The sequence below is a fragment of the Pseudomonas viridiflava genome (assembly GCF_900184295.1).
GTDB lineage: Bacteria > Pseudomonadota > Gammaproteobacteria > Pseudomonadales > Pseudomonadaceae > Aquipseudomonas > Aquipseudomonas viridiflava.
Genome location: NZ_LT855380.1, coordinates 162,682 through 185,873, shown reverse-complemented (window position 1 = coordinate 185,873; position 23,192 = coordinate 162,682). Strand labels below are relative to the sequence as shown.

Here is a 23,192-nt window from a genome sequence, read left to right as displayed (position 1 = left end):
CATGAGCACCGACAAGACCAATCAGTCCTGGGGCGGCCGCTTCAGTGAACCCGTCGACGCGTTCGTCGCGCGCTTCACTGCCTCCGTCACCTTCGACCAGCGCCTGTATCGCCACGACATCATGGGCTCGATCGCCCACGCCACGATGCTGGCCAAGGTAGGCGTTCTGACTGACGCCGAGCGCGACACGATCATCGATGGGCTGAAGACCATTCAGACCGAGATCGAGGCAGGGACTTTCGACTGGCGCGTCGACCTGGAAGACGTGCACATGAACATCGAAGCGCGCCTGACCGACCGCATCGGCATCACCGGCAAGAAACTGCACACCGGTCGCAGCCGCAACGATCAGGTGGCTACGGACATTCGCCTGTGGCTGCGTGACGAAATCGACCTGATCCTGAGCGAGATCACTCGCCTGCAGCAGGGCCTGCTGGGTCAGGCCGAGCGTGAAGCCGACACCATCATGCCGGGCTTTACCCATTTGCAGACCGCACAGCCGGTCACGTTCGGTCACCATATGCTGGCCTGGTTCGAAATGCTCAGCCGTGACTACGAACGTCTGGTTGATTGCCGCAAGCGTCTGAACCGCATGCCGCTGGGCAGCGCTGCGCTGGCAGGCACCACCTACCCGATCGACCGTGAGCTGACCTGCAAGCTGCTGGGTTTCGATGCTGTGGGCGGCAACTCGCTGGACGGCGTGTCGGATCGCGACTTCGCCATCGAATTCTGTGCTGCAGCTTCCGTGGCGATGATGCACCTGTCGCGTTTCTCCGAAGAGCTGGTGCTGTGGACCAGCGCGCAATTCCAGTTCATCGACTTGCCGGATCGTTTCTGCACTGGCAGCTCGATCATGCCGCAGAAGAAGAATCCGGATGTTCCAGAGCTGGTACGCGGCAAGAGCGGCCGCGTATTTGGCGCCCTGATGGGCCTGCTGACCCTGATGAAAGGCCAGCCTCTGGCTTACAACAAGGACAATCAGGAAGACAAGGAGCCGCTGTTCGACGCAGCCGACACCTTGCGCGACTCGCTGCGTGCATTTGCCGACATGATCCCGGCGATCAAGCCGAAACACGCCATCATGCGCGAAGCGGCCCTGCGCGGCTTCTCGACCGCAACCGACCTGGCCGACTACCTGGTGCGCCGTGGCCTGCCGTTCCGTGATTGCCACGAAATCGTTGGCCACGCCGTGAAGTATGGCGTCGAGACCGGCAAGGACCTGGCTGAGATGAGCCTGGACGAGCTGCGTCAGTTCAGCGATCAGATCGAACAGGACGTGTTCGCCGTACTGACCCTGGAAGGCTCGGTGAATGCACGCGACCACATCGGCGGGACTGCCCCCGGACAGGTCCGCGCTGCCGTGGTGCGCGGACAGGAGCTGTTGGCGGGTCGTTGATAGCTGATCAAGGCCATGCTCTTCGCTCATCGTTATACACAAGTCCGCAAGACGCGCAAAACGGGGGGCAAAAACGAAAGTGACTGACTGAATGCATACCCCGTGGGAGGCGGCTTGCCGGCGATGGCGTCAGTTCAGTCACTGACAGGTCGCTTCAGAAAAAGCATCGCCGGCAAGCCGCCTCTTATCAAACAACCCATAAGTCACTGAAGAAACTGGATTTTGTGGGAGCGGACCGGGCGGCGTTCCGTTTGTCCGCGAAAAGGCCAGTACATTCGACGCATGTGCGGTGGCTGAAATACTGCATTCGCGGACAAGTCCGCTCCCACTTAGTTTGCTGCGCGACAGCGCTACGTCGAAGACGTGGTGGGGCCTCCCACAGTAGTCCGTGGTTACAGCAAGACTTGGGTATAACGCTGAGCGCAGGAGCCTGGGAACGATAAGGTTCTTACCCTGCCTACAGCCCCACCGGCCTCACCCGCGCCATGAACGTCGGCCAGTCGGCTTCTTTGTCTGCCGCCACTCTCTGCACATTCGGATTCAATGCCAGCCGCTCCAGCAAGGCTTGCGCTTTCGGCATGTCGCCCAGAAAGTCCAGATCGAACAGTCGCTCGCCTACCTGCTGGGCCAGGTCGATGCTGTACAGAAAATACACATCCGCCACGCTGAATTGCTCGCCCGCTACGTAAGGCGCAAAGCGCGCACGCTGGGCCAGTGCGGCAATGCCCTTGATCAGGTCACGACGCGCTTTGGCCTTCAGGTCCGGCGGTGTGGGCCTGCCACCGAAGATCACTTCGGCGTAGCAGACCCGCGCAGGCAGCTCGATGTAGAGTTCGATTTCCTTGGCGATGGTCCAGACCTGAGCCCGCGCGAAGGGGTCGGCAGGCAGTAACGGTCTGTCCGGACAGGTCTCTTCGATGTAACGCAGGATGACGTCCGTCTCGCTGATGAAGCCATCCGGCGCTCCCAGCACCGGGACCTTGCCGCGCGCACTGACGGCGAGCACTTCGGGGTTCTGGCAGCCAAACAGCGGCACTTCCTGAAACGGCAACTGCTTCTCCAGCAGCGCCAGCTTGACCATATTGAAATAATTGCTTGAGGCAAATCCGTAAAGTTTCAGCATCTCCGGCCTCCTTGACCTGACTGTCGACTGCCCAGGGCAGATGCGCCAAACCCTATAGATTTACCTTTATTAATCAATGATTTATATCAAAAATGGAATGTTACAAGACGCTTCCTACGCCTATCTTCACCTGGTCTTACGAATGCCCCCTCGGAAGAATCCGGTTAGACTGCGCGCCTTACCCGAGGAATGACCATGACCGACGCCATCGACAATGATGAAGAAGAATTCGCTGCTTCGACCTTGATCGAAGCCATCGAAAACCAGATCGAGGCCGATAATCCGCCTGCGGCCAAAGCCACGCTCAACAAGCTGACGCTGGTCGGTTATGAGCGCGACGACATTCTCGAAATGATGGCCCATGTACTGGCCATCGAGATCGACGCATTACTGGAGCAGGACCGCCCGTTCGACACAGAATGGTACGAAGCCGCCCTGCGCGCGCTGCCGGAATTGCCGCCAGAAAAATAACCGGCAGACCAGATAAAAACCCTTCAGATATATGCTGCAAAGTTTCCAGACGCTGGACTACACTGCAAAAGCCCCGCTGCCGCTAAATCCTCCGGGGCTCTCACGCCAAGCCGGCTTTAGCGGTCATCCAGAACCGACAGCGCAGCACGGACATGTCGATTCCAGAGCACACCCGCAGCCTGCGAGGTCGTACTACTACAAAAAGTCTGGAGCACCTATGTCGTATACCCCTGAGTTGGTTGCCGAACTGGAAATCCTTGCACTGTTCAACCTGGGCAATACCCAGGAAGGCCTCAAAGTCCACCACGTGGCGGCCCCGACAGCCATTGCAGCTGCTAAAAGACTCTTTGAAAAAGGACTGACGACCCAGGTCGATGGCGGTTATCTCACCAGCCTGGGCCTTGAAGCTGCCGAGCACGCCCAATCGTTGCTGACCATTCTGAACGTATCCCGAGAAGCGGCCTGAGTGCCCTGAGGGCTTGCGCGCAAAAACTGCGCGACAAGCCCTTTATTTATTGCGGTCACGGTCGATATAGAAAATTGGCGCCAGAATAACAACCCGACCGAACCTGCATTCTTTCGGCTGCAAACCTTCTTCGCCATCTTGCTCAGTTAATCCACGCCTGCCACAGGCCAGATGCCTTGAGTTGCGATGACGCGTAATCTTGAAATCCGCCCCGACCTGGATGAGGGGATCGACCGCAAGGTCCTCAGCCAGCTGCGTAACCGCTTCCTGACTCTCAATGACGGGCGGTATGCCCGTGCCATGGAAGGAATGTCGACCCGCCAGCAGACCGTGCTGACCCTGCTGCCGCTGTTCTTTCATGTGAACCATCCGCTGTTGCCGGGATACGTCTCCAGCAGCACGCCTGCCGGTGTGTCTCATTACGAGCCCGATGCACTGGCGCTGGCCGAAGCGCAGCGGCTCACACGTTCGTTCTCCTACAAGGTCCGTCACGGCAATCCGCCGCAGCCGATTCATGGCCTGTTTCTGATGGGCAGTCTCGGCACCCTGGCTCAGGCCGAACAGAGCGATATGGATGTGTGGGTCTGTCATGACAGCGCGCTTGAAGAAGAAGCCATCGCCGAGCTGCGCAAGAAATGTCAGGCACTCGAAGCCTGGGCAGCGACCATGGGCGCGGAAGCTCATTTCTTTCTGATTGATCCGCAGCGTTTCAAGGTTGGGGATCGCGACACGCAACTCAGCTCCGACGATTGCGGCACGACCCAGCACTACCTGTTGCTGGACGAGTTCTATCGCACCGCCATCTGGCTCGCCGGGCGCACACCGATGTGGTGGCTGGTGCCTGTCTATGAAGAGCAGGGTTACGAGGACTACACCCACACCTTGCTGTCCAAGCGATTCATCCGCGCAGACGAGGTCATCGACCTTGGCCCGATGGCGCAGATCCCGCCTGCGGAGTTCGTCGGTGCGGGCCTGTGGCAGTTGTTCAAAGGCATCGAATCTCCTTACAAGTCAGTGCTCAAGCTGCTGCTGATCGAGGTGTACTCCAGCGAGCATCCCGCCGTTCAGTGCCTGAGCCTGCGCTTCAAGCAAGCCGTGTTTGCCAATCAACTGGACCTGGACGAGCTCGACCCTTACATGGTCGTGTATCGCCGCATTGAAGAGCACCTGCTCGCGCGCAAGGAAACCGAGCGCCTGGAGCTGGTCCGGCGCAGTCTGTACCTGAAGGTCAACAAAAAACTCACAGGTCCCGCCCGACAGCGCAGCAACAGCTGGCAGCGGCAATTGATGGAGCGCCTGACCCGCGAATGGGGCTGGGATGACCGTCAACTGGCGCTGCTCGACAGCCGCAGCCAGTGGAAGGTACGTCAGGTGGCGCATGAACGCCGCGCACTGGTCAACGAGTTGAATTACAGCTACCGTTTCCAGACTCAGTTCGCCCGGCTGCAAAGCACCGCAGAAGCCCTCGATGCACGTGACCTGACGATTCTGGGCCGCCGTCTGTACGCCGCTTTCGAGCGCAAGGCCGGCAAGGTCGAGTTCATCAATCCGGGGATTGCGCCGGACCTGGCCGAGGACACGCTGACGCTGGTGCACTCGCCCGACAAACGCGAACCCGGCAAACATCAATGGGCGCTGTACAACGGCAATCTCGGCATCCACGAACTGGCCAACTTCTCGCCGATCAAGCGCAGCCGCGAACTGCTTGAGCTGCTGGCGTGGTGTCACCGCAACAACGTGATCGACACCTCCACCCGCCTGGCGCTGCACCCCGGCACCAGTGATCTGAGCGAATTCGAGCTGTTCAACCTGCTCGGTGCCCTGCAGCAGACCATCGAGCTGCCGCTGCCCGATGTCAGCGATGAAGCACTCCTGCAGCCAAGCGAACCCAGGGAAATACTGCTGCTGGTCAATGTCGGTGTCGATCCGCTCAGGCATCACCGCGACCTGAACATTCTCATGACGACCGAGCGCACTGACTCACTCAGTTACGCAGGCGTACGCGAAAACCTGGTACTGACCCTGGATCAGATCACGCTCAATACCTGGAATGAAACGCTGGTCAGCCGTTACGACGGTCCGCACGCGTTGCTCGACTGTCTGAGCGAGTTGCTTGGCAGCCTGCCGCAAGGCGCGAGTCAGCCGAAGATTCATGTGCGCTGCTTCTGCCACAACCGCGCCCCGGCCATTGCGCAGCGCGTCGAGGAACTGGTCAGCACTGCGCGCCTGCTGCTCGCCCGGCAGCTGAATCACCGCTACCTCATTCAGGTGCAGCAGCAGTATCACGTACTGGAAATGGTGCCGGGCCGGGTTGGCCATGTGGTGGTCAACAGTCTGCCAGGACTGTTCAAGTACCTGGGCGAAGAACTGCCGCGTTACAGCCCGCTGCATCTGGACCCGCATGCGCTGGACGAGCATGACCTGGCGCTGATCCTGCCGTTCGGGCAGCCGGAGTGCATTCAGGTGTTTTACCGGATCAACGAGGCAGAAGCGGACCTGTATGTGCTGGACGAGCATAATTCACTCTGGCACCAGCGCCTGCCTTATCACGATGAACAAAGCCTGCTGATGCCGCTGCAGCGTTTCTTCCACTCGCTGGTTTACCGCCGGGGCGCATCGTTGCCACTGGACGATCCCAGCGAGCCGGTCATGCTCGAAACGCTCTATTACCAGGTCATGCCGTCCGGCAACTCCCGTGCCCGCCGCATTGAACCGCGTCCAGCCCCGACTGCGGCGGACAAGCCGTTTTACGACGTGCAGGCGATCATTGAAGAAACCTCGCCGGGGCAGATCAACGTCACGCTGTACTGCGACAACCGCGAGTTTTCCGAGCTGGAATATGGCGATCAGCTGTACGAGGCGGTGGCCATGCAGATTCTGGGCAAGCGCATGGAACCCAAGCGCTACCGCTGCTACATCACCGACCTGGACCTGTCGGGCCTGCTGGATGACGGGCACGGCCAGAGCATTCTGTTCCTGCGCCATAAGGCGGAACTGGAAAAGCTGCTCAATGAAGCGATGGATGAGGCGTGAGGCAAAGGCTATCGAGTCCGGTCGCTCATCACGTTTTGCGTAAGCCGACCCAATGGGACGCAGAGCGTCCCGGGCTGCATGCCAACGCAGAGCATTGGCACGATCAGATAACAGACGGTGGGAGGCGGCTTACTGATATTCGCCCGCTGCTTCCGGCTGGTACTCGACCGCGAGCAGGGTGAGCTTCAGGGTCTTGCCGCCCGGCGCGGGCCAGTCGATGTGCTGGCCGACCTGCAGGCCGAGCAATGCAGAACCCATCGGGGCCAGCACTGAAACCGTGCCTTCGACGCCTGCATCCTTCGGATAGACCAGCGTGAGGTGATAGTCCTTGCCGCTGCTCTCTTCGCGGCAGTGCACGCGGGAATTCATGGTCACCACGCCTTCCGGCACTTCATCGTGACCGACCACCTGCTCGGCTCGGTCCAGCTCGGCCTGTAGCGCCTGAATGCCCGGCATGGAATCGTCCTGACTGTCGATCAGGTTTTCAAGACGCTGTACGTCGAGCCGGGTGAGGATGAGTGAAGGGGCAGTGTTCATGATCTGGGCAGACTCCTTTTTCCACGCGTTATAAAAGCAAAACCCCGCCGGGCTGGGCGGGGTTTTGGTGGGCCTCTCTTCAAGAGAAGCAGGTTCTGACACTAACACAGCCTAATAAATACACAAGCCGACGAGTCGTCAGCCCGCAGCATGGCCCGACTCGGCGTGCGCGCGGCGCTGATCGGCCTGATGACGGATCTGACGGCGGCGGTCATCATCGGCCGAGCGCCATTCGCGGATGTCTTCGACATGGCGAAAGCATCCCAGGCAGACCTTTTGCTCATCCAGCCGACAGGTACTGATGCAGGGCGATGGCACAGCCGGGCTGACATTGCTGAACAATGGCTTGGGCGGCCTGACGGCGGCAGGCTGAGGATTCTGGCTCACGATCAGATCTCGTCGAAGTCCAGCTCGACGCCGGCCTGATCAAGCGTCATACGGGCAAGCATCTCGCTCAGCAGTTCATCGCTGGTGTCGCAGACCCAGCGACTTTCGACTTCGTCGTAATCGAAGTGGAAACCGCCGGAGCGCGCTGCCAGCCAGAGCTGACGCAGCGGTTCCTGGCGACTGAAGATCAGCTGGGAGCCGTTTTCGAACTTGACGGTCAACACACCGGCCGAGTTTTCAATGTCCACGTCCAGACCACTCTCATCGAACACATCTTCCAGATTTTGCTGGGTGGCATCGACCAGATCATGGAAGCGGGCTTCGGTCAAACTCATTGCGGGAACCTCGAAAGTGTCTACTGAAAGCGCAGTGGGGCAAGATACGGACGCCACCCGCCAAATGCAAAGCATACCCGTCATTGACAGCAGCCTGACGCAATAATCCGGCGTAACCGGTCATTGCCCGCACAATCGCGTCCAAACCCCGCCGGACGGGAGGAGCATCACATAGGCAAGCCGCCGGGTGGTGGGTATACTCGGGCGCAATTAATGCTTTTACAAAGGATTTCGCCATGAAGCGCCTGATCTCTTCGCTTGCTGCGCTCGTCGCGGTGGCTTGTCTTGTTACGGCCTGCGGTCAAAAAGGCCCGTTGTACCTGCCGGATGACACCAAGTCTCCCGATGAACAAGCCAAATCGCACTCGTCGCACAAGCATCTTTAAGGGAATCCCATGGACGCCTTCAACTACCGCGACGGTGAGCTGTTCGCGGAAGGTGTAGCTTTGTCTGCCATTGCCGAACGCTTCGGCACGCCGACGTATGTCTACTCCCGCGCTCACATCGAAGCGCAGTATCGCGCCTATACCGACGCTCTGGACGGCATGCCGCATCTGGTCTGCTTCGCGGTCAAGGCCAACTCCAACCTGGGCGTGCTCAATGTTCTGGCCCGCCTCGGCGCAGGCTTCGACATCGTCTCGCGTGGCGAACTGGAGCGTGTTCTGGCGGCAGGCGGCAAGGCCGAGAAGATCGTGTTTTCCGGCGTGGGCAAGTCCCGTGAAGATATGCGTCGCGCGCTGGAAGTCGGCGTCCACTGTTTCAACGTCGAGTCCACCGACGAGCTCGAGCGTCTGCAGAGCGTTGCGGCCGAGCTCAATGTCCGTGCGCCGATTTCCCTGCGCGTGAACCCGGATGTCGATGCGGGCACTCATCCGTACATTTCCACCGGCCTCAAGGAAAACAAGTTCGGCATCGCCATTGCAGACGCTGAAGACGTTTACGTGCGCGCCTCGCAGTTGCCGAACCTTGAAGTGATCGGCGTCGATTGCCACATCGGCTCACAGCTGACCACGCTCGAGCCTTTCATCGACGCACTGGATCGCCTGCTGGATCTGGTCGATCGTCTGGGCGATTGCGGCATTCATCTGCACCACATCGATCTGGGTGGCGGCGTGGGCGTTCGCTATCGCGATGAAGAGCCACCGCTGGTGGCGGATTACATCAAGGCCGTGCGCGAACGTCTGGCCGGTCGTGATCTGGGCCTGATGTTCGAGCCGGGGCGCTTCATTGTTGCCAACGCAGGCGTGCTGCTGACCCGCGTCGAATACCTCAAGCACACCGAGCACAAGGACTTCGCCATCGTCGATGCAGCCATGAACGACCTGATTCGTCCGGCGCTGTATCAGGCCTGGATGGACGTCACGGCTGTGCGCCCGCGCGACGGCGTTGCACGCCCGTATGACATCGTCGGACCGATCTGCGAAACCGGTGATTTTCTGGCCAAGGGCCGCGAGCTGGTGCTGGCCGAAGCTGATCTGCTGGCCGTACATTCGGCAGGCGCGTATGGTTTCGTCATGAGTTCGAACTACAACACGCGCGGTCGTGCTGCCGAAGTACTGGTGGACGATACGCAGGCCTTTGAAGTGCGTCGTCGCGAAACCGTGGCTGAGCTGTTCGCTGGCGAAAGCCTGCTGCCGGAGTAACCCCATGCTGCTGCGTTTTACCAAAATGCACGGGCTGGGTAACGACTTCATGGTCCTGGACCTGGTGAGTCAGCACGCGCATATTCTGCCCAAGCACGCCAAACAGTGGGGCGACAGGCACACCGGTGTCGGTTTCGATCAGTTGTTGCTGGTCGAGGCGCCGAACAACCCGGACGTGGACTTTCGCTACCGCATCTTCAATTCCGACGGTTCGGAAGTCGAACAGTGCGGCAACGGTGCGCGCTGCTTCGCCCGTTTCGTGCTCGACAAGCGTCTGACGGCCAAGAAGCAGATTCGCGTCGAGACGAAAAGCGGCATCATCGAACTGGATATCCGCAGCGACGGCCAGATCAGCGTCAACATGGGTCCACCACGCCTGATCCCGGACGAGATTCCGTTTCAGGCGCCAGCCCAGGCCACGAGCTACACCCTCGATGTGGACGGACAGAGCGTTGAACTGGCCGCCGTTTCGATGGGCAATCCGCATGCGGTACTGCGGGTGGATGACATCAACAACGCCCCGGTTCACGAGCTGGGCCCGAAGATCGAGCATCACCCGCGCTTTCCGGCACGGGTCAATGTCGGGTTCCTGCACATTGTGGATCGTCAGCGCGCGCAGTTGCGTGTCTGGGAGCGCGGTGCCGGGGAAACACAGGCGTGCGGTACCGGCGCTTGCGCAGCGGCAGTGGCCGCCATCACCCAGGGCTGGATGATGTCGCCATTGCTGATCGACTTGCCCGGCGGGCGGCTGTCCATTGAATGGGCAGGCCCGGGGCATCCTGTGATGATGACTGGCCCGGCCGTCAGGGTTTACGAAGGCCAGGTTCGTCTTTGAGTGAGCATATGTGATGACCGATCAGCCTCCGGCTTCAACCGGCACCCCCAGCGAATCGCCTGCCGATAGCGCAGCGCCAAACCTTGAAGCAGAGGCGGTCATCGCCTTTCTGCTGCAGCATCCGGACTTCTTCGCCGAGCACGACGAGCTGTTGGTGTCGATGCGCATTCCGCACCAGCGTGGCGACACGGTTTCGCTGGTCGAGCGCCAACTCAAGCTGCTGCGCGAGCGCAACATCGAGATGCGCCATCGCCTTTCGCAACTGATGGATGTGGCCCGGGACAACGACCGGCTGTTCGAGAAAACCCGTCGCCTGAATCTGGCGTTGATGGATGCCACCAGCCTGGATGAGATCGTCATCGCCGTGGAAGACAGCCTGCGTCAGGACTTTCAGGTGCCCTACGTCAGCCTGATCCTGTTCAGCGACACCCCCATGCAGGTCGGACGCTGGGTCAGCAGCGCAGAAGCGCAGAAGACCATCGGCGGGCTGATCGGCGACAAGGTCGTGTGTGGCGCTCTGCGTGAGCACGAGCTGGCGTTTCTGTTCGGTGCAGAGCAAGGCAAGGAAGTCGGTTCGACCGCCATTGCAAGCCTGAATCACCTCGGCCTGCATGGCGTGCTGGCCATTGGTAGCCGCGACCCGCAGCATTACAAAAGCTCGGTCGGCACCCTTTTCCTCAGCTACATCGCCGACGTGCTGAGCCGCCTGCTGCCACGCTTTGCACACTCGCTGCGTTCGGTCCGCTAGCCATGGAACAGCATCTGGACGCCTACTGCATGCACCTGCGCAGTGAGCGTCAGGTGTCGCCCCACACGCTGGAAGCCTACCGGCGCGATCTGGACAAGGTGCTGGCGTTCTGCAAGAAAAACCAGCTGCCCAGTTGGACCGCGCTGGACATTCAGCACCTGCGCAGCTTCACGGCCCGCCAGCATCAGCAGGGCCAGTCCTCACGCAGCCTCGCACGCATGCTTTCCGCCGTGCGTGGTTTCTACAAGTACCTGAACCGCGAAGGCGTGTGCCAGCACGATCCGGCAAACGGCCTGTCGCCACCCAAGGGCGAGCGCCGCCTGCCCAAGACGCTGGACACCGACCGAACCTCGCAGCTGCTGGACGGCGCGGTCGAAGATGACTTTCTGGCCCGTCGCGATCAGGCCATTCTGGAACTGCTGTATTCCTCGGGCCTGCGCCTGTCCGAACTGACCGGCCTGAATCTGGATCAGCTGGACCTTCGCGACGGTCTGGTGCAGGTACTGGGCAAGGGCAGCAAGACTCGCGTACTGCCTGTTGGCAGCAAGGCCCGTCAGGCGCTGGAAGCCTGGCTGCCGCTGCGTGCGCTGGCCAATCCGCAGGACGACGCCGTGTTCATCAGCCACAGGGGCACACGTCTGGGGCCTCGTGCAGTGCAAAGCCGGGTCAAGGCCTTCGGCGAGCGTGAGCTGGGGCAGAACCTGCATCCGCACATGCTGCGCCACTCTTTCGCCAGCCATCTGCTTGAATCCTCACAGGACCTGCGTGCCGTGCAGGAGCTGCTGGGCCATGCCGACATCAAGACCACGCAGATATATACCCACCTGGACTTCCAGCACTTGGCTACTGTTTATGACAGCGCTCACCCCCGCGCCAAACGCAAAGGATCTGTAGATGATTAAGCTGGTGACGTTCGACCTCGACGACACACTGTGGGACTGCGCGCCTGCCATTGCTGGCGCCGAAGTGTTATTGCGCGACTGGCTGGCTGAACACGCACCCAGGCTTGGCTCTGTGCCGGTGGAGCACCTGTGGGAAATCCGCTCGCGACTCGTTGAGGCCGATCCGTCGTTCAAGCACAGGATCAGCGCCCTGCGTCGCCGGGTGCTTTTCCATGCACTGGAAGACGCCGGTTATGAAGAGGACGAGGCACAGGATCTGGCCGACCAGAGCTTCGAGGTTTTCCTGAAAGGGCGTCATCAGGTACAGATATTCCCGGACGTGCAGCCGACCCTGGAAATTCTCGCCAAAACCTTCACGCTCGGCGTGATCACCAACGGCAATGCCGATGTGCGCCGACTGGGCCTGGCCGATTACTTTTCCTTTGCGCTGTGCGCAGAAGACCTGGGCATCGGCAAACCGGATCCGGCGCCATTCCTGGAGGCTCTGAGACGCGGCAATGTGGACGCCAGTGTCGCCGTGCATGTCGGCGATCATCCGAGTGACGACATCGCCGGCGCTCAGCGCGCAGGCATGCGGGCGATCTGGTACAACTCGCAAGGCAAGGTCTGGGATGCCGATCGGCTGCCGGACGCGGAAATTCACAACCTGTCTCAATTGCCCGAAGTGCTGGCCCGCTGGGCCTGAAGTCAGGCACCTCTCAAAACGCAGCCAAGAAAAAGCCCGCAGCGACGGCGGGCTTGTTCTCATACGACATCTGCTGCCTTAGATAGGGCGGCTGCCGTATTTATTGTCAGGCTTCTTGGGCGGATCGGCGACCACGTTGGCCTCCACTTCCTGCACCTTGCCACCACGCGCCAGGAATTCTTCCATGGCACGGGCAAGAGCATCACGCTCCTTGTTCTTGGCTTCTACGCTGGGCAGCTCGTCGACCGAAACTGCAGCCTTGGCCTTGCCTTTGGCAGCCGGTGCCGAAGGCTCGGCATCATCCACCTCGGCAACGTCGTCTTCGGGAGCAGCGGCAAGCTCCTCGCCGTCGTCCTCGCCTTCCAGGTCGTCTACCAGATCGTCGTTGTCGTTGTCGTCGTCGCTCATGTTGTACCTCATGACTTGCGAAAGCAGATTAGTTATAGCCCAGCAGCCCCAAGAGTCTAAGGCTGTCGGAAAAAATTCAATAACCACTGACCCCAGCGGTTATATCCATTCACCCTGAAGAGTGGCCAGGACGTTACGAGAACCACCAGCATCTCGATGTTCGCCCAGGTAAACGCCTTGCCAGGTGCCCAGCGCCAGTCGCCCCGCAGTAACCGGCAACAGCAACTGGCAGCCCAGCAGACTGGACTTGAAGTGCGCGGGCAAGTCATCAGGCCCTTCATCGTTATGTTCATGTCCGGCCACGCCCTGGGGCACCAGCCGGTTGAAAAAACGTTCGAAGTCACGACGTACTGCCGGATCGGCATTCTCGTTGACGGTCAACGAGGCCGAGGTATGTTGCAGCCACAAGTGCAGCAGACCGACTCGACAATCCCGCAGCTGAGGCAAGCCTGCCAGTATCTCGTCAGTGACCAGATGGAACCCGCGAGGCCTGGCCCGCAAGGTAATTCCGGATTGATGCCACATACCGTTCTCCGCACCTTCGGCGCGCATTCTAACTCGCCTGAGAAAAAAGCAAAGCGCGCAATAAACCGGCTTCCCTGCACGTTAACGAAGACTGTCGTGACAACGTTACAAGCGCTGCGTCATGTTGCCGAAATCATTGACGCGGGCACATCAATGACAGCAGAAATCCGCGGTTTATCCGCAAACGTCAGACAAAAAAATGCCCGGCAAAACCGGGCATTCTTTTTTCAGCGCAGCGGCTTTTACAAGTTGTAGCCACGCTCGTTGTGTTGCGCAAGGTCCAGACCGACAGACTCTTCTTCTTCGGTGACACGCAGGCCCATGACCGCGTCCAGCACCTTGAGGATGATGAAGGTCACGATGGCCGTGTACACGACCGTGAACGCGACGCCTTTGAACTGAATCCAGACCTGAGAGCCGATGTCGGTCACAGTGCCGAAGCCGCCCAGCGCAGGTGCTGCGAAGACGCCGGTCAGAATTGCGCCGACGATACCGCCGATACCGTGCACGCCGAATGCGTCCAGGGAGTCGTCGTAGCCCAGCTTGCGTTTCAGGCTGGTGGCGCAGAAGAAGCAGATCACGCCTGCTGCCAGACCGATGATCAGAGCACCCATCGGGCCGACGGTACCGGCTGCTGGCGTAATAGCCACCAGACCTGCAACCACACCCGAGGCGATGCCCAGAGCGCTTGGCTTGCCGTGGGTCAGCCACTCGGCGAACATCCAGCCCAGTGCAGCAGCGGCGGTCGCGATCTGAGTGACCAGCATGGCCATGCCAGCAGTGCCGTTGGCGGCTGCAGCAGAACCTGCGTTGAAGCCGAACCAGCCTACCCACAGCATCGCGGCACCGATCAGGGTGTAACCCAGATTGTGCGGAGCCATCGGGGTGGTCGGGAAGCCTTTACGCTTGCCCAGTACCAGACAGGCGACCAGACCGGCTACACCGGCGTTGATATGCACAACGGTGCCGCCAGCGAAGTCCAGAACGCCCCAGTCCCACATCAGGCCACCGACGCCGCCCCAGACCATGTGGGCGATTGGCGCGTAGACCAGCGTGAACCAGATACCCATGAAGATCAGCATCGCGGAGAACTTCATGCGTTCTGCGAAGGCGCCGACGATCAGGGCAGGCGTGATGATTGCAAAGGTCATCTGGAAGGTGACGAACACCGCCTCAGGGAACAATGCCGCAGCGCCGGTAATGCTCGATGGCGTGATACCCGCCAGGAACGCTTTACCCATGCCGCCGAAGAAGGAATTGAAGTTGACGACGCCAGCTTCCATACCGGTGGTGTCAAACGCGATGCTGTAGCCGTAAACGACCCACAGGATGCTGATCAGGCCGGTGATGGCAAAACACTGCATCATCACGGACAGGATGTTTTTCGAGCGAACCATGCCGCCGTAGAACAGCGCGAGGCCGGGAATGGTCATGAACAGGACCAGCGCGGTGGCCGTCAACATCCAGGCTGTGTCGCCGGAATTGAGCACGGGCTCGGCCACTGGATCAGCCGCCAGGGCCAGGCCAGGTACTGCAAGGGACAACAGGGCTCCTAGCCCTGCGAATTGACGCAGAGTCATATTGTTTTCTCCTGGGGCGTTGGGGTTTGGCGGCTTAAATTGCGTCGGTATCGGTTTCGCCGGTACGGATGCGAATGGCCTGTTCCAGATTGACCACGAAAATCTTGCCGTCACCGATCTTGCCGGTGTTGGCGGCCTTGGTTATGGCTTCAATGACGCGATCCAGATCCTTGTCATCGATGGCAACATCGATCTTCACTTTTGGAAGGAAGTCGACAACGTATTCAGCACCGCGGTACAACTCAGTGTGACCCTTCTGACGCCCGAAGCCTTTGACTTCAGTGACGGTGATGCCCTGCACGCCGATTTCCGACAACGACTCGCGGACGTCATCCAGTTTGAACGGCTTGATGATGGCAGTGACTAGCTTCATGAAAACTTTCTCCCGAATTGGTGGACTTGCCCCAGGAAAACAAACCCGACTCAAGTCTAAGCGCAGTGTCTGGCTTTGTAACGCGTCGGTCGCCTGATCAGGCCAGACCAACGCCAGAAAACCGCTTCTGACGAAACACTTCCCCGCTCCGCCTGCCGCACTGCATTCGTCACAGCGACTGCATCAGTGCATGGGTCACAAGCCACTAAGCAGAAAGCTTGCCATCTCGTGAATATTCATCAAATACAGGTCGTTGGGCCGCATTAAGGCCGCCAAGGCCCGGCACAGCCAATGAGAACGCACAAACCTGGTGCATACGTGCACGCACGCCTGCTCCATAAGCGCGCACTGCCGCCCCTGTGAAATGACTATAGGCACTGCGTGCTACACTGCCGTGCATCTGATTCAGGAAAACCATCATGCTCGCGCCCAAAGCTTTCCTCGACGCCCTCAGCGGCCACGCCTCGCGCCTTTTCAACGGCGAAACCCCCGTGCCCCGCAGCGAATTCGAAACCCAGTTCAAGGCCCTGCTGCAAAGCGGCTTCAGCAAACTGGATCTGGTCAGCCGCGAAGAGTTCGACAGCCAGATGGCCGTCCTCGCCCGCACCCGCGCCCGCCTGGAAGCGCTGGAGGCCAAGATGGCCGAGCTTGAAGAGAAAATGGGGCCGGGTGAGAAGGCTGAGTGACTCATCAGCCTCAGACAGGTGCTGGCTGATCGCCAAACTGCCGCGCCTGCCTTATATCGCGTGAGGGCGGCGCCCCGAAACGCCGGGCGTACTCGCGACTGAACTGCGACACACTTTCATAGCCGACCCGCAATCCTGCCGTATTCGCGTCCAGCCGCTCGGTTAGCATCAGACTGCGGGCGGCATGCAGGCGCAGCGTCTTCTGATACTGCAACGGGCTGGTACCGGTGAGCTGCCGAAAATTGTGGTGCAGGGTCGAACTGGCCATACCTGCCATCCCGGCAAGCTCGGCAATTCGCAAGGGCTCGGCGTAGTTTCGCTTGAGCCAGTCGATGGCTCGCACAATACCTCGCGAACGATACCCTTCTCTGACGATCCAGCGCAGCCAGTAGCCTGCATCGCTGAGCAGCAGCCGAAGACAGACTTCTCGCTTGACCAGATCCGCCATGAGTGCAATTTCCTGCGGCCTATCCAGCAAGGCGACAAGGCGACCGAACACATCGATCAGCTCGTCCGTTGCTTCTCCCGCAGCGTAACAACGGGTCGGAATAGTGCTGTCGACTTCCGGCACGCTTTGAACGATGTCGTGGAGCAACGCCATATCGAGCTTCAAGACGATCGAGAGATAGGGACGCTCGGCGCTGGCGCGTATCACCTTGGCCGTGGTGGGAATATCAATGGATGTCACGAAAAAGCTGCCCGGCTCGGACACCACTTCCTCGGTCCCGAAAACCGTGTGCTTGGTGCCCTGAACGATCAACGCCACACAGGGTTCGTAGACGCAATAATCCGGCAGCCCCGGCGCGTCCATTCGGTAGAAAGTCAGCCCCTTGATCACGCTGGGACAGACTTCTTTACCCGTGGTTATCACAGTCAGCCGCTCAGTGAGTCGCCTCAGCCCCTCGCCTTTCCGATCAAGACCGGATGCAGAAAACGTCAAGGATGGATTCATGAAGACGACTCTGCGAAGAGGAAAGTCGCAGTGTGCGCAGAACACGCCATCCGCTCAAGTGCCCCGGCAGGATTGTGCAAAAAGACAGTCGGATTGTGATCACGTTGCCCAAAAGCTCTCGTCTATCTTGAGGTTCCTGGTTGTTCCCAAAGACCCTCAAGCAAGGAGCCTGCAATGGATCGACGCGACTTTCTCAGGCTTTCGGCGAGCAGTGCGCTGGCAGCGACAATCCTGCCGATGACTGCCAGTGCCCAGACATTGAGCAGTGCACCACCATCCGGCGAACGCGGCAGCGTAATGCCGACCAAGGGGAAAGTGACGCGTTCGACCCTTCCAATAAACCCGTCTCAGCATAACCTTCGCTACATGACACCTTACCGCCTCGGCATGGGCGGCACGCAGATCGGCAATATCTTCGCCCCCATCAGCGATGAACAGGCCGCAGCCGTTTTGCAGTCCGCCTGGGATTCGGGGGTGCGCCTGTTTGATACATCACCTTTTTACGGCTTCGGTCTTAGCGAATATCGCCTTGGACGTTTCCTGCACAACCGAAACCCCGACGATTACGTGATCTCCACCAAAGTCGGGCGGGTGCTCAAGGCTGCAGGGAAGCCGGTGGGCGATAGTTCGATCTGGACCTCTCCGGCGCCTTTTGAGTACCGCTATGACTACACCGCCGAAGGCGCAAGACGCTCGGTAGAGGACAGCCTGCAACGGCTCGGACTCGCACGGCTGGACGTGGTTTACATTCATGACCTGTCGCCGGACAACACCGAACTGCAAGGCGGCTGGGAAGCGGCCTACGAGATTGCTCGCACCGGCGCCATGCGCGAGCTGGAGAAGATGCGCGACGAGGGCCTGATCAAAGCGTGGGGCTTTGGCATCAACCGCCCCGATGCCGTCGTCCGCGCTGTGGAAAGCGACGATCCGACGCCGGACATCGTCCTGCTGGCGTGCCAGTACTCAATCATCGATCACGATCAGGCGCTCGAACGAACGCTGCCCGCCCTGGCAAAAAAAGGCACCAGCGTAGTGGTTGGCACACCGCTCAATGACGGTTTCCTCGGCGGCGGCAAGCGCTTCAACTTCTCACCTGATTTGCCACGCTTTGCCGTGGAACGCCGCGCCAAACTCGCAGCCATCGCTGCACGTCATGGTATCGACATGCGCACCGCCGCCCTGCAGTTTGCTGCCGCCCACCCACTGGTTTCAGCCATCGTGCCAGGCTCACGCGTACCGGGACAAATCGCCAGCAATGCCCAGTCCATGAAAGTGGCTATCCCGGGCGACTTCTGGGCAGAGGCCAAGCGTGAACGGCTGATCGCTGAACACGCCCCGGTTCCGGCCTGACGGGCTGGAACTTCGGGACACATCAGAAAAGAGCACCCGGGCATCAACTGCCGAGGTGCGCTTTTTCATCAATCTCACGAGAAAACCGTTTCGGTGCTCAGAAAATTCGCATCGTGACTTGGGATGAGCTGTTTCATCTGCCATACGAGGGATTACACTCGCCTGTCTTTCAAGGGCTGGTCTCGGGCTTTGGATTGTTTAACAAGTCTCGACACCCAGGACGCCTTTGAAGTCGAGATTCGATGAGCCTCCAAATCCATCGAAGGAACGGAATCCCCCTCACTGGCACCGGAAGTAAATATGACACCTCGACTTTTCACCTGCCGATGGCTGATCGCGGGAGCGCTCTCGCTATGCATTGGCACACCCGCTCTCGCCGAAGGCCTGACACTGCGCTCCGGCAAGTACGAGCAACTGTTGCTCGCTGTCACGCCCGAAGGACAGATCGAGGGGTTCTACGCCGAAGAACGCGGAACAGGCACTACGTTCAGTTGCGCGTTCTACCTGCAAGGCAAGGTCGAGTCAGGGAAAGCCAGCCCGGTATCTTCCTGGCTCGATGAGGTTTATCCGGGAACCGTGGAGCCGTCCATCGATGGCGTGGTTCTGACCATCGAACAAGGCCAGCAACATCCTGGCTGCAGGAACGTGCTGATGCCGGACATTTCGACAGGACTGGACCTGAGCCGGACCGCGAGCAAAAAGTGGATCGGACTGGTGACCGTTGCGGTCGACAAGGCCTGGCTGCAAAAAACCCGGGACGCCAGGTCCACTCGTGGCGCTTACATCGTGAAGGGTGATGTGGTTGGGGTGCTGGCGTTCAAGGATGGCGCGGCGAAGGTTGAGTTTGTCGATGGCGACAACCGTTCGTTTATGGGGTGGATTGGTCAGGATCAGTATGCTCGGGTGAAGATACCTGGAGGTTGAAGTCTTTAGGCGAAACCAGGGGAGCAGGGATCAGCTCTGAAGGCTTTTACGTATTTCGCGACCCAGCTCTTCAAGGTAAAGGGCCGAGCCGGAAAGACCATCGAATGCGTAAGGGTGAAGCATCTGGGTCGATCTTAGAACCGTCTTATCAATGGTAGAAATTTGCGCCTCATCGCAGACGCCAGCCCACTCTTTTCCGATCGTGCGAATCTGATGCTCAATAATCGCCAACGCTTCATCTTCCCCAAGCAAGAACTTCGTTCTAGCCTCCAGACAAACAGCCAGACGACTTTGATTATTGGCGCCCAGAATACGCATTGCCTGACTGGCCTCTGTGCCGGTTCGAACTTGAGGACAGATATCGTACGCCGGGGTGAGCCTGTATGACTTCCCATCGAAGAAAGCAGCGTGGTTTCGTCCATGATCATCGGTGTTACTGCACAGAATATTGAATACCAGTCGGGAAAATAGCTCTCTCAAATCATGTTTTGGGTCGAAGAAATCAGCCCGGACGATGTCAGTAAGCAACTCGTAGCTGCAATACCTCGCCAGCATTTCGTCCAGACCGAACAAGGTGAGCGCAGATGCCATGATTTTGCGCGACCAACCGCCGTTCAGTGGCTGTCGATCAAACCGTTCGATCAAAAGTACAGCCTTGCCCAATGCATGCTCAAGCGCCACGCGAGCTACGTCAATGCCGCATTTCTCAGCCAGGCGCATTGCAATGAATTCGTTTTTAACGACATTGACTCTGTCGTTGGATGCGGAAAATTTCGCTACGTATTTAGCTCCGGCAGACTCGATCAAAGCCTTTGGTCTCGCTCCGCCAATAGACGTTCCATGATTCAAGGCCTGGTCAAGCTCAGGAGTGAGCGCAATACCCTTTTCGACCAGAGATGCGGCCTCCAGGAGCTCTTCCAGCGTTGCCGCTCGCGACACTCTAGGTACATATTCGGTCGCAGATGCCTGGAAGTCGAAAGCACCAATCCTGTCCGACCCGGACTCGAGCAGATAGGTCATTTCGTCCAGATCAGCGTACTGGCCGTCCGCATTCTGCTTTCCAAAAACGCGATTCATGATGACCCGTCGCCCCCATGCATCGGGAGAGCCATCTCGGATGCTGCTCGGCAACGTCATATTATCCATCGGTTCCAGAACACCAGTCCCCAAGGGCAGCTCTTTCAAACTGAGCGCAATGGCATCTTTGCGCTCCAGATAACTACGCCCATAGCGGAACACGAATCGCTTTTCGTCACGAGCCAGGACCCCTGCCACAACAGGATCGAGTTTTTCAGGGAGCCACACCCAAACGAAGCACTGATCAGGATTAGAAATCATTACTTACCACCGGCGCGTTTGTTCTGACCGCTTTAGGCAAGACCGCAATCTTTGACTCCAACGTCTCACCCAGTACAGAAAGAGGAATGTCGACCGAAAACAAACGCACGCCCAGTAACGAAGCCAGCTCAAAAACCACCCCTATTTCGCACTTGGGATCGGCCCGTTCAATGCGATGAATCAGGCCACGCGATACTCCCGCCTTGTCTGCGAGAGCCTGGGCGGTCAGCCCCTTTTTCTTGCGAGCAAGGTGGATAAGTTGAGCCATGACTTTAAGCGCATCGAGCGTGTTGGATGAGTAGGAACGGGCCATGAGGGTCACCATGTACAGACATGATGACAGCCTAGTGAAACGCAATGAATTAGTCAAAAAATGATCCACATATAGAACACAGAAACAATTTAAGTACTTTATATAGATCATTTTTACATTCGGATCATTGTCTTGATCAGAGCCGGACCGCACCGCTCGTTTTTATCGCGCCTCGGGCTATCCAGCTCACTGAAGCAGAATCGAGTACAAGGCCTGGGGCAAGCCCTTATGAATGACCACTGCAACCCCACCTTCCAAACCCGGCGATGGGAGGCATGGAGCGCAACAGGGTGAGTCTTGATCACTGATACACATTCGCAGTCTTCGGTCCGCCCCCGTGCTCGAATTGCTTCAGGGGCGTCGATTTCAACTCGGCGCCAAGGAGATCAATGGCGTTCAACCGTGCTGCTTCACCAGGCATCATCAGGTTAATCATGACTTCATCGGTGCCATAGTCGTTGGCAAGCCGTTGTAGTTGTAGGGCGACCTGAGGAGCGGTCCCCGAGATGAGCCTCCCCCGATTTCGCTCGCGTATTGCCAGCTCTTCAGGGCTCCAATGGTGCGCACGAGTCGTTGCCAGCGAAGGTACTCGGTCGAACGGGCTGGCACTTTCGGCATAGGTAAGCCAGAGATGGAAAGCGTCGGCGAACTCCTCGGCCTGTGGCTCTGTGTCGCCCACAGCCACAAACACTGCGGCGATAACCGTTGGCGAGTCCGAAAAATCAGTCGACTGAAAGGCCGCACGGTAGGCTTTAGCTGCTATCGGGCCGTCACCTCGCGGGTTGATGAAGTGAGCGAATGTGAAGCCCAGGCCCGCTTGTGCTGCGATCTCTGCCGTCGCGCCTGACGCACCCAGGACGAAAGGCTGCGGGCGGCTCTGAGTATGGGGATGAGCCTGCATGCCCTCATAGCTTGAGCCCGGCGCATGATTACCCGTCACGAAGCCCAGCAGGTCAGCGACCTTGCGTGGATAGGGCAGCGACTTGCCCTTCTCGTCATTGAGAGCGATGCCGGTACGGCGATCTGCGCCGGGTGCGCGGCCAAACCCCAGGTCGATCCGCTCAGGGAAAAGCGCTTCCAGCAGTTGGTAGTTCTCGGCAATCTTCAAGCTGCTGTAGTTGGGTAACAGCACACCGCCGGAGCCAACGCGAATTGTCCGGGTTGCAGAGGCGATACGGGACATGAGTATTTCCGGAGAGTTACCGGCTGTCGCAGGTGCCGCGTGGTGCTCGGATACCCAGAAGCGTTTGAAGCCCTTCGCTTCAACATGCTGAGCCAGTCGCACTGAGGCGGCCAGAGCGTCAGCTGGCATGAGACCTTCATCTACAGGCGAGTAATCCAGGATGCTCAGTTCAACAGGCTTGGACATGGATCATTCTCCCTGTGATGTAGTGGTCTGATGACGGGCATGTGCCTCGCGCTGCGGCCACACAACTTCAAGCCGCGTACAGCTGATGCGCCATTGCCCATCAACGCGCTTGTACTCGTCGGCATAGAGGCCCAACAGCAGCAATGGATTGGGATCGGGCTTGGATGCCGTCTCGAAATCGATCAGGTAGCAGCGACCTTCGGCGGTGTCCGGACCCGTCAGCTGGACCCGATGGTTGGCGATCACGTGCATGAAGGGGTAGGTCCCCTGATGGTCACGGTCGTAGAGTCGAAAAGCCTCTTCAAGGCCAGTGCGTATGGCGTCGATTCCCTCCATTTTTCCGACCGTAACCTCCACTACTGCGTCGGCGCAGAAAACCTGGTCGAGTAAGTGAATGTTGTTGCTGTCCAGATGATGTGCATAAAGCGTTCTCAGGTTACGAATCTCTTCGCGGTCGAGCATCCCCTTGACGAGTGCGTCCATGGTGGTGATCTCTCTAATCTGTAGTGGTTAAAGTGCGTACCGGCCGTGCGCAATGGTGTGTCGCTCGGTGAAGCTTTGCAGGCCGCGCTTTCAATCAGTGAGTGAAAATCGACATGGCCACACTTTAATCTCGTTCCAGCGAAAGATAATCCTGCTTTGATTCCAAGGACTCGAGAGTTCAAGGATGAAATCCCGGCGCGATATGCGCACTGGCGCAGAACCCTGTCCTGCTATTGGCGTGACTGGGGTTCAACCCATTTCATCCCTGCAGGACAAGTTGATTAGCTTTTGCGCTCATTAATCGCTTTGAGCCGATGAATTATCCTCGGT

At 58.9% G+C, this 23,192-nt stretch carries 26 protein-coding genes; 13 read left to right on the top strand and 13 right to left on the bottom strand.

What is annotated here, in order from left to right; genetic code table 11:
- The first annotated feature begins 1 nt into the window (after nt 1).
- Nucleotides 2-1,396, top strand: a complete 1,395-nt coding sequence (argH, locus tag CFBP1590_RS00920) for an argininosuccinate lyase (protein WP_025996739.1) — start codon at nt 2-4, stop codon at nt 1,394-1,396.
- A 457-nt stretch (nt 1,397-1,853) separates the two neighbouring features.
- Here the strand turns inward: argH and CFBP1590_RS00915 are convergent, their stop codons facing one another.
- On the bottom strand, nt 1,854-2,519 hold the full coding sequence (locus CFBP1590_RS00915) for a glutathione S-transferase family protein (RefSeq protein ID WP_088234305.1): 666 nt from the start codon (nt 2,517-2,519) through the stop codon (nt 1,854-1,856).
- A 195-nt stretch (nt 2,520-2,714) separates the two neighbouring features.
- Between CFBP1590_RS00915 and CFBP1590_RS00910 the strand changes: the two genes are divergently transcribed.
- The 3 genes from CFBP1590_RS00910 (at nt 2,715) to CFBP1590_RS00900 (ending at nt 6,489) form a co-directional block, all read left to right on the top strand.
- Nucleotides 2,715-2,990, top strand: a complete 276-nt coding sequence (locus CFBP1590_RS00910; protein ID WP_004887379.1) for a hypothetical protein — start codon at nt 2,715-2,717, stop codon at nt 2,988-2,990.
- Between the two features lie 217 nt (nt 2,991-3,207).
- Nucleotides 3,208-3,456: a TIGR02647 family protein gene (locus CFBP1590_RS00905; protein WP_004887382.1), complete on the top strand. Its 249-nt coding sequence runs from the start codon at nt 3,208-3,210 to the stop codon at nt 3,454-3,456.
- A 186-nt stretch (nt 3,457-3,642) separates the two neighbouring features.
- Nucleotides 3,643-6,489: a class I adenylate cyclase gene (locus CFBP1590_RS00900; RefSeq protein WP_088234304.1), complete on the top strand. Its 2,847-nt coding sequence runs from the start codon at nt 3,643-3,645 to the stop codon at nt 6,487-6,489.
- A gap of 129 nt (nt 6,490-6,618) precedes the next feature.
- Here the strand turns inward: CFBP1590_RS00900 and rnk are convergent, their stop codons facing one another.
- The 3 genes from rnk to cyaY form a co-directional block, all read right to left on the bottom strand.
- A complete protein-coding gene (gene rnk / locus CFBP1590_RS00895) occupies nt 6,619-7,026 on the bottom strand; it encodes a nucleoside diphosphate kinase regulator (protein ID WP_029241393.1) in 408 nt (135 codons plus the stop codon).
- 138 nt (nt 7,027-7,164) lie between these two features.
- Nucleotides 7,165-7,416, bottom strand: a complete 252-nt coding sequence (locus CFBP1590_RS00890) for a DUF1289 domain-containing protein (RefSeq protein WP_371306703.1) — start codon at nt 7,414-7,416, stop codon at nt 7,165-7,167.
- Nucleotides 7,416-7,748, bottom strand: a complete 333-nt coding sequence (gene cyaY / locus CFBP1590_RS00885; RefSeq protein WP_088234303.1) for an iron donor protein CyaY — start codon at nt 7,746-7,748, stop codon at nt 7,416-7,418. The genes CFBP1590_RS00890 and cyaY overlap by 1 nt, the downstream gene beginning before the upstream one ends.
- Nucleotides 7,749-7,984: 236 nt before the next feature.
- On the opposite strand from cyaY, the gene lptM reads away from it, so the two are divergent.
- From lptM to CFBP1590_RS00855, 6 genes are read left to right on the top strand one after another with little or no spacing between them, the layout of a single operon-like run.
- Nucleotides 7,985-8,134: an LPS translocon maturation chaperone LptM gene (gene lptM, locus CFBP1590_RS00880; RefSeq protein ID WP_004887391.1), complete on the top strand. Its 150-nt coding sequence runs from the start codon at nt 7,985-7,987 to the stop codon at nt 8,132-8,134.
- A 9-nt stretch (nt 8,135-8,143) separates the two neighbouring features.
- Nucleotides 8,144-9,391: a diaminopimelate decarboxylase gene (lysA, locus tag CFBP1590_RS00875; protein WP_088234302.1), complete on the top strand. Its 1,248-nt coding sequence runs from the start codon at nt 8,144-8,146 to the stop codon at nt 9,389-9,391.
- Nucleotides 9,392-9,395: 4 nt separating this feature from the next.
- Nucleotides 9,396-10,226 (top strand): diaminopimelate epimerase, encoded by an 831-nt coding sequence (dapF, locus tag CFBP1590_RS00870; protein ID WP_004887393.1) that lies wholly within the window; start codon nt 9,396-9,398, stop codon nt 10,224-10,226.
- Between the two features lie 13 nt (nt 10,227-10,239).
- Nucleotides 10,240-10,974 carry a DUF484 family protein gene (locus tag CFBP1590_RS00865; protein WP_029241396.1) on the top strand — a complete coding sequence of 245 codons (735 nt, stop codon included), beginning with the start codon at nt 10,240-10,242 and terminating at the stop codon, nt 10,972-10,974.
- 2 nt (nt 10,975-10,976) lie between these two features.
- A complete protein-coding gene (gene xerC, locus CFBP1590_RS00860; RefSeq protein WP_032652342.1) occupies nt 10,977-11,876 on the top strand; it encodes a tyrosine recombinase XerC in 900 nt (299 codons plus the stop codon).
- Entirely contained in the window at nt 11,869-12,561 is a 693-nt protein-coding gene (locus tag CFBP1590_RS00855; RefSeq protein ID WP_088234301.1) for an HAD family hydrolase, read from the top strand. Before xerC ends, CFBP1590_RS00855 begins: the two co-directional genes overlap by 8 nt.
- Nucleotides 12,562-12,639: 78 nt before the next feature.
- On the opposite strand, the gene sutA is transcribed toward CFBP1590_RS00855, so the two are convergent.
- The 4 genes from sutA to glnK form a co-directional block, all read right to left on the bottom strand.
- A complete protein-coding gene (sutA, locus tag CFBP1590_RS00850; protein WP_004887402.1) occupies nt 12,640-12,969 on the bottom strand; it encodes a dormancy-specific transcriptional regulator SutA in 330 nt (109 codons plus the stop codon).
- A gap of 99 nt (nt 12,970-13,068) precedes the next feature.
- Complete coding sequence (locus tag CFBP1590_RS00845) at nt 13,069-13,494, bottom strand: secondary thiamine-phosphate synthase enzyme YjbQ (protein WP_025993253.1); 426 nt, start codon at nt 13,492-13,494, stop codon at nt 13,069-13,071.
- Between the two features lie 242 nt (nt 13,495-13,736).
- Entirely contained in the window at nt 13,737-15,074 is a 1,338-nt protein-coding gene (locus tag CFBP1590_RS00835; RefSeq protein WP_088234300.1) for an ammonium transporter, read from the bottom strand.
- Between the two features lie 34 nt (nt 15,075-15,108).
- Nucleotides 15,109-15,447: a P-II family nitrogen regulator gene (glnK, locus tag CFBP1590_RS00830; protein ID WP_002555808.1), complete on the bottom strand. Its 339-nt coding sequence runs from the start codon at nt 15,445-15,447 to the stop codon at nt 15,109-15,111.
- 419 nt (nt 15,448-15,866) lie between these two features.
- Here glnK and CFBP1590_RS00820 point away from each other — a divergent pair, with 419 nt between their 5' ends.
- A complete protein-coding gene (locus tag CFBP1590_RS00820; RefSeq protein ID WP_088234298.1) occupies nt 15,867-16,133 on the top strand; it encodes an accessory factor UbiK family protein in 267 nt (88 codons plus the stop codon).
- A gap of 10 nt (nt 16,134-16,143) precedes the next feature.
- Here CFBP1590_RS00820 and CFBP1590_RS00815 read toward each other — a convergent pair whose 3' ends face one another.
- Nucleotides 16,144-17,085: an AraC family transcriptional regulator gene (locus CFBP1590_RS00815; protein WP_029241400.1), complete on the bottom strand. Its 942-nt coding sequence runs from the start codon at nt 17,083-17,085 to the stop codon at nt 16,144-16,146.
- Nucleotides 17,086-17,451: 366 nt separating this feature from the next.
- Here CFBP1590_RS00815 and CFBP1590_RS00810 point away from each other — a divergent pair, with 366 nt between their 5' ends.
- A complete protein-coding gene (locus CFBP1590_RS00810; RefSeq protein ID WP_029241401.1) occupies nt 17,452-18,435 on the top strand; it encodes an aldo/keto reductase in 984 nt (327 codons plus the stop codon).
- Between the two features lie 300 nt (nt 18,436-18,735).
- Nucleotides 18,736-19,359 carry a hypothetical protein gene (locus CFBP1590_RS00805; RefSeq protein ID WP_088234297.1) on the top strand — a complete coding sequence of 208 codons (624 nt, stop codon included), beginning with the start codon at nt 18,736-18,738 and terminating at the stop codon, nt 19,357-19,359.
- Between the two features lie 30 nt (nt 19,360-19,389).
- On the opposite strand, the gene CFBP1590_RS00800 is transcribed toward CFBP1590_RS00805, so the two are convergent.
- From CFBP1590_RS00800 to CFBP1590_RS00785, 4 genes are all read right to left on the bottom strand, one after another.
- Nucleotides 19,390-20,697 carry a type II toxin-antitoxin system HipA family toxin gene (locus CFBP1590_RS00800; protein ID WP_088234296.1) on the bottom strand — a complete coding sequence of 436 codons (1,308 nt, stop codon included), beginning with the start codon at nt 20,695-20,697 and terminating at the stop codon, nt 19,390-19,392.
- Nucleotides 20,687-21,010 carry a helix-turn-helix transcriptional regulator gene (locus CFBP1590_RS00795; RefSeq protein ID WP_058430394.1) on the bottom strand — a complete coding sequence of 108 codons (324 nt, stop codon included), beginning with the start codon at nt 21,008-21,010 and terminating at the stop codon, nt 20,687-20,689. The genes CFBP1590_RS00800 and CFBP1590_RS00795 overlap by 11 nt, the downstream gene beginning before the upstream one ends.
- Nucleotides 21,011-21,311: 301 nt before the next feature.
- A complete protein-coding gene (locus CFBP1590_RS00790) occupies nt 21,312-22,379 on the bottom strand; it encodes an LLM class flavin-dependent oxidoreductase (protein ID WP_088234295.1) in 1,068 nt (355 codons plus the stop codon).
- Nucleotides 22,380-22,382: 3 nt separating this feature from the next.
- Complete coding sequence (locus tag CFBP1590_RS00785) at nt 22,383-22,862, bottom strand: nuclear transport factor 2 family protein (protein ID WP_088234294.1); 480 nt, start codon at nt 22,860-22,862, stop codon at nt 22,383-22,385.
- Between the last annotated feature and the right edge of the window lie 330 nt (nt 22,863-23,192).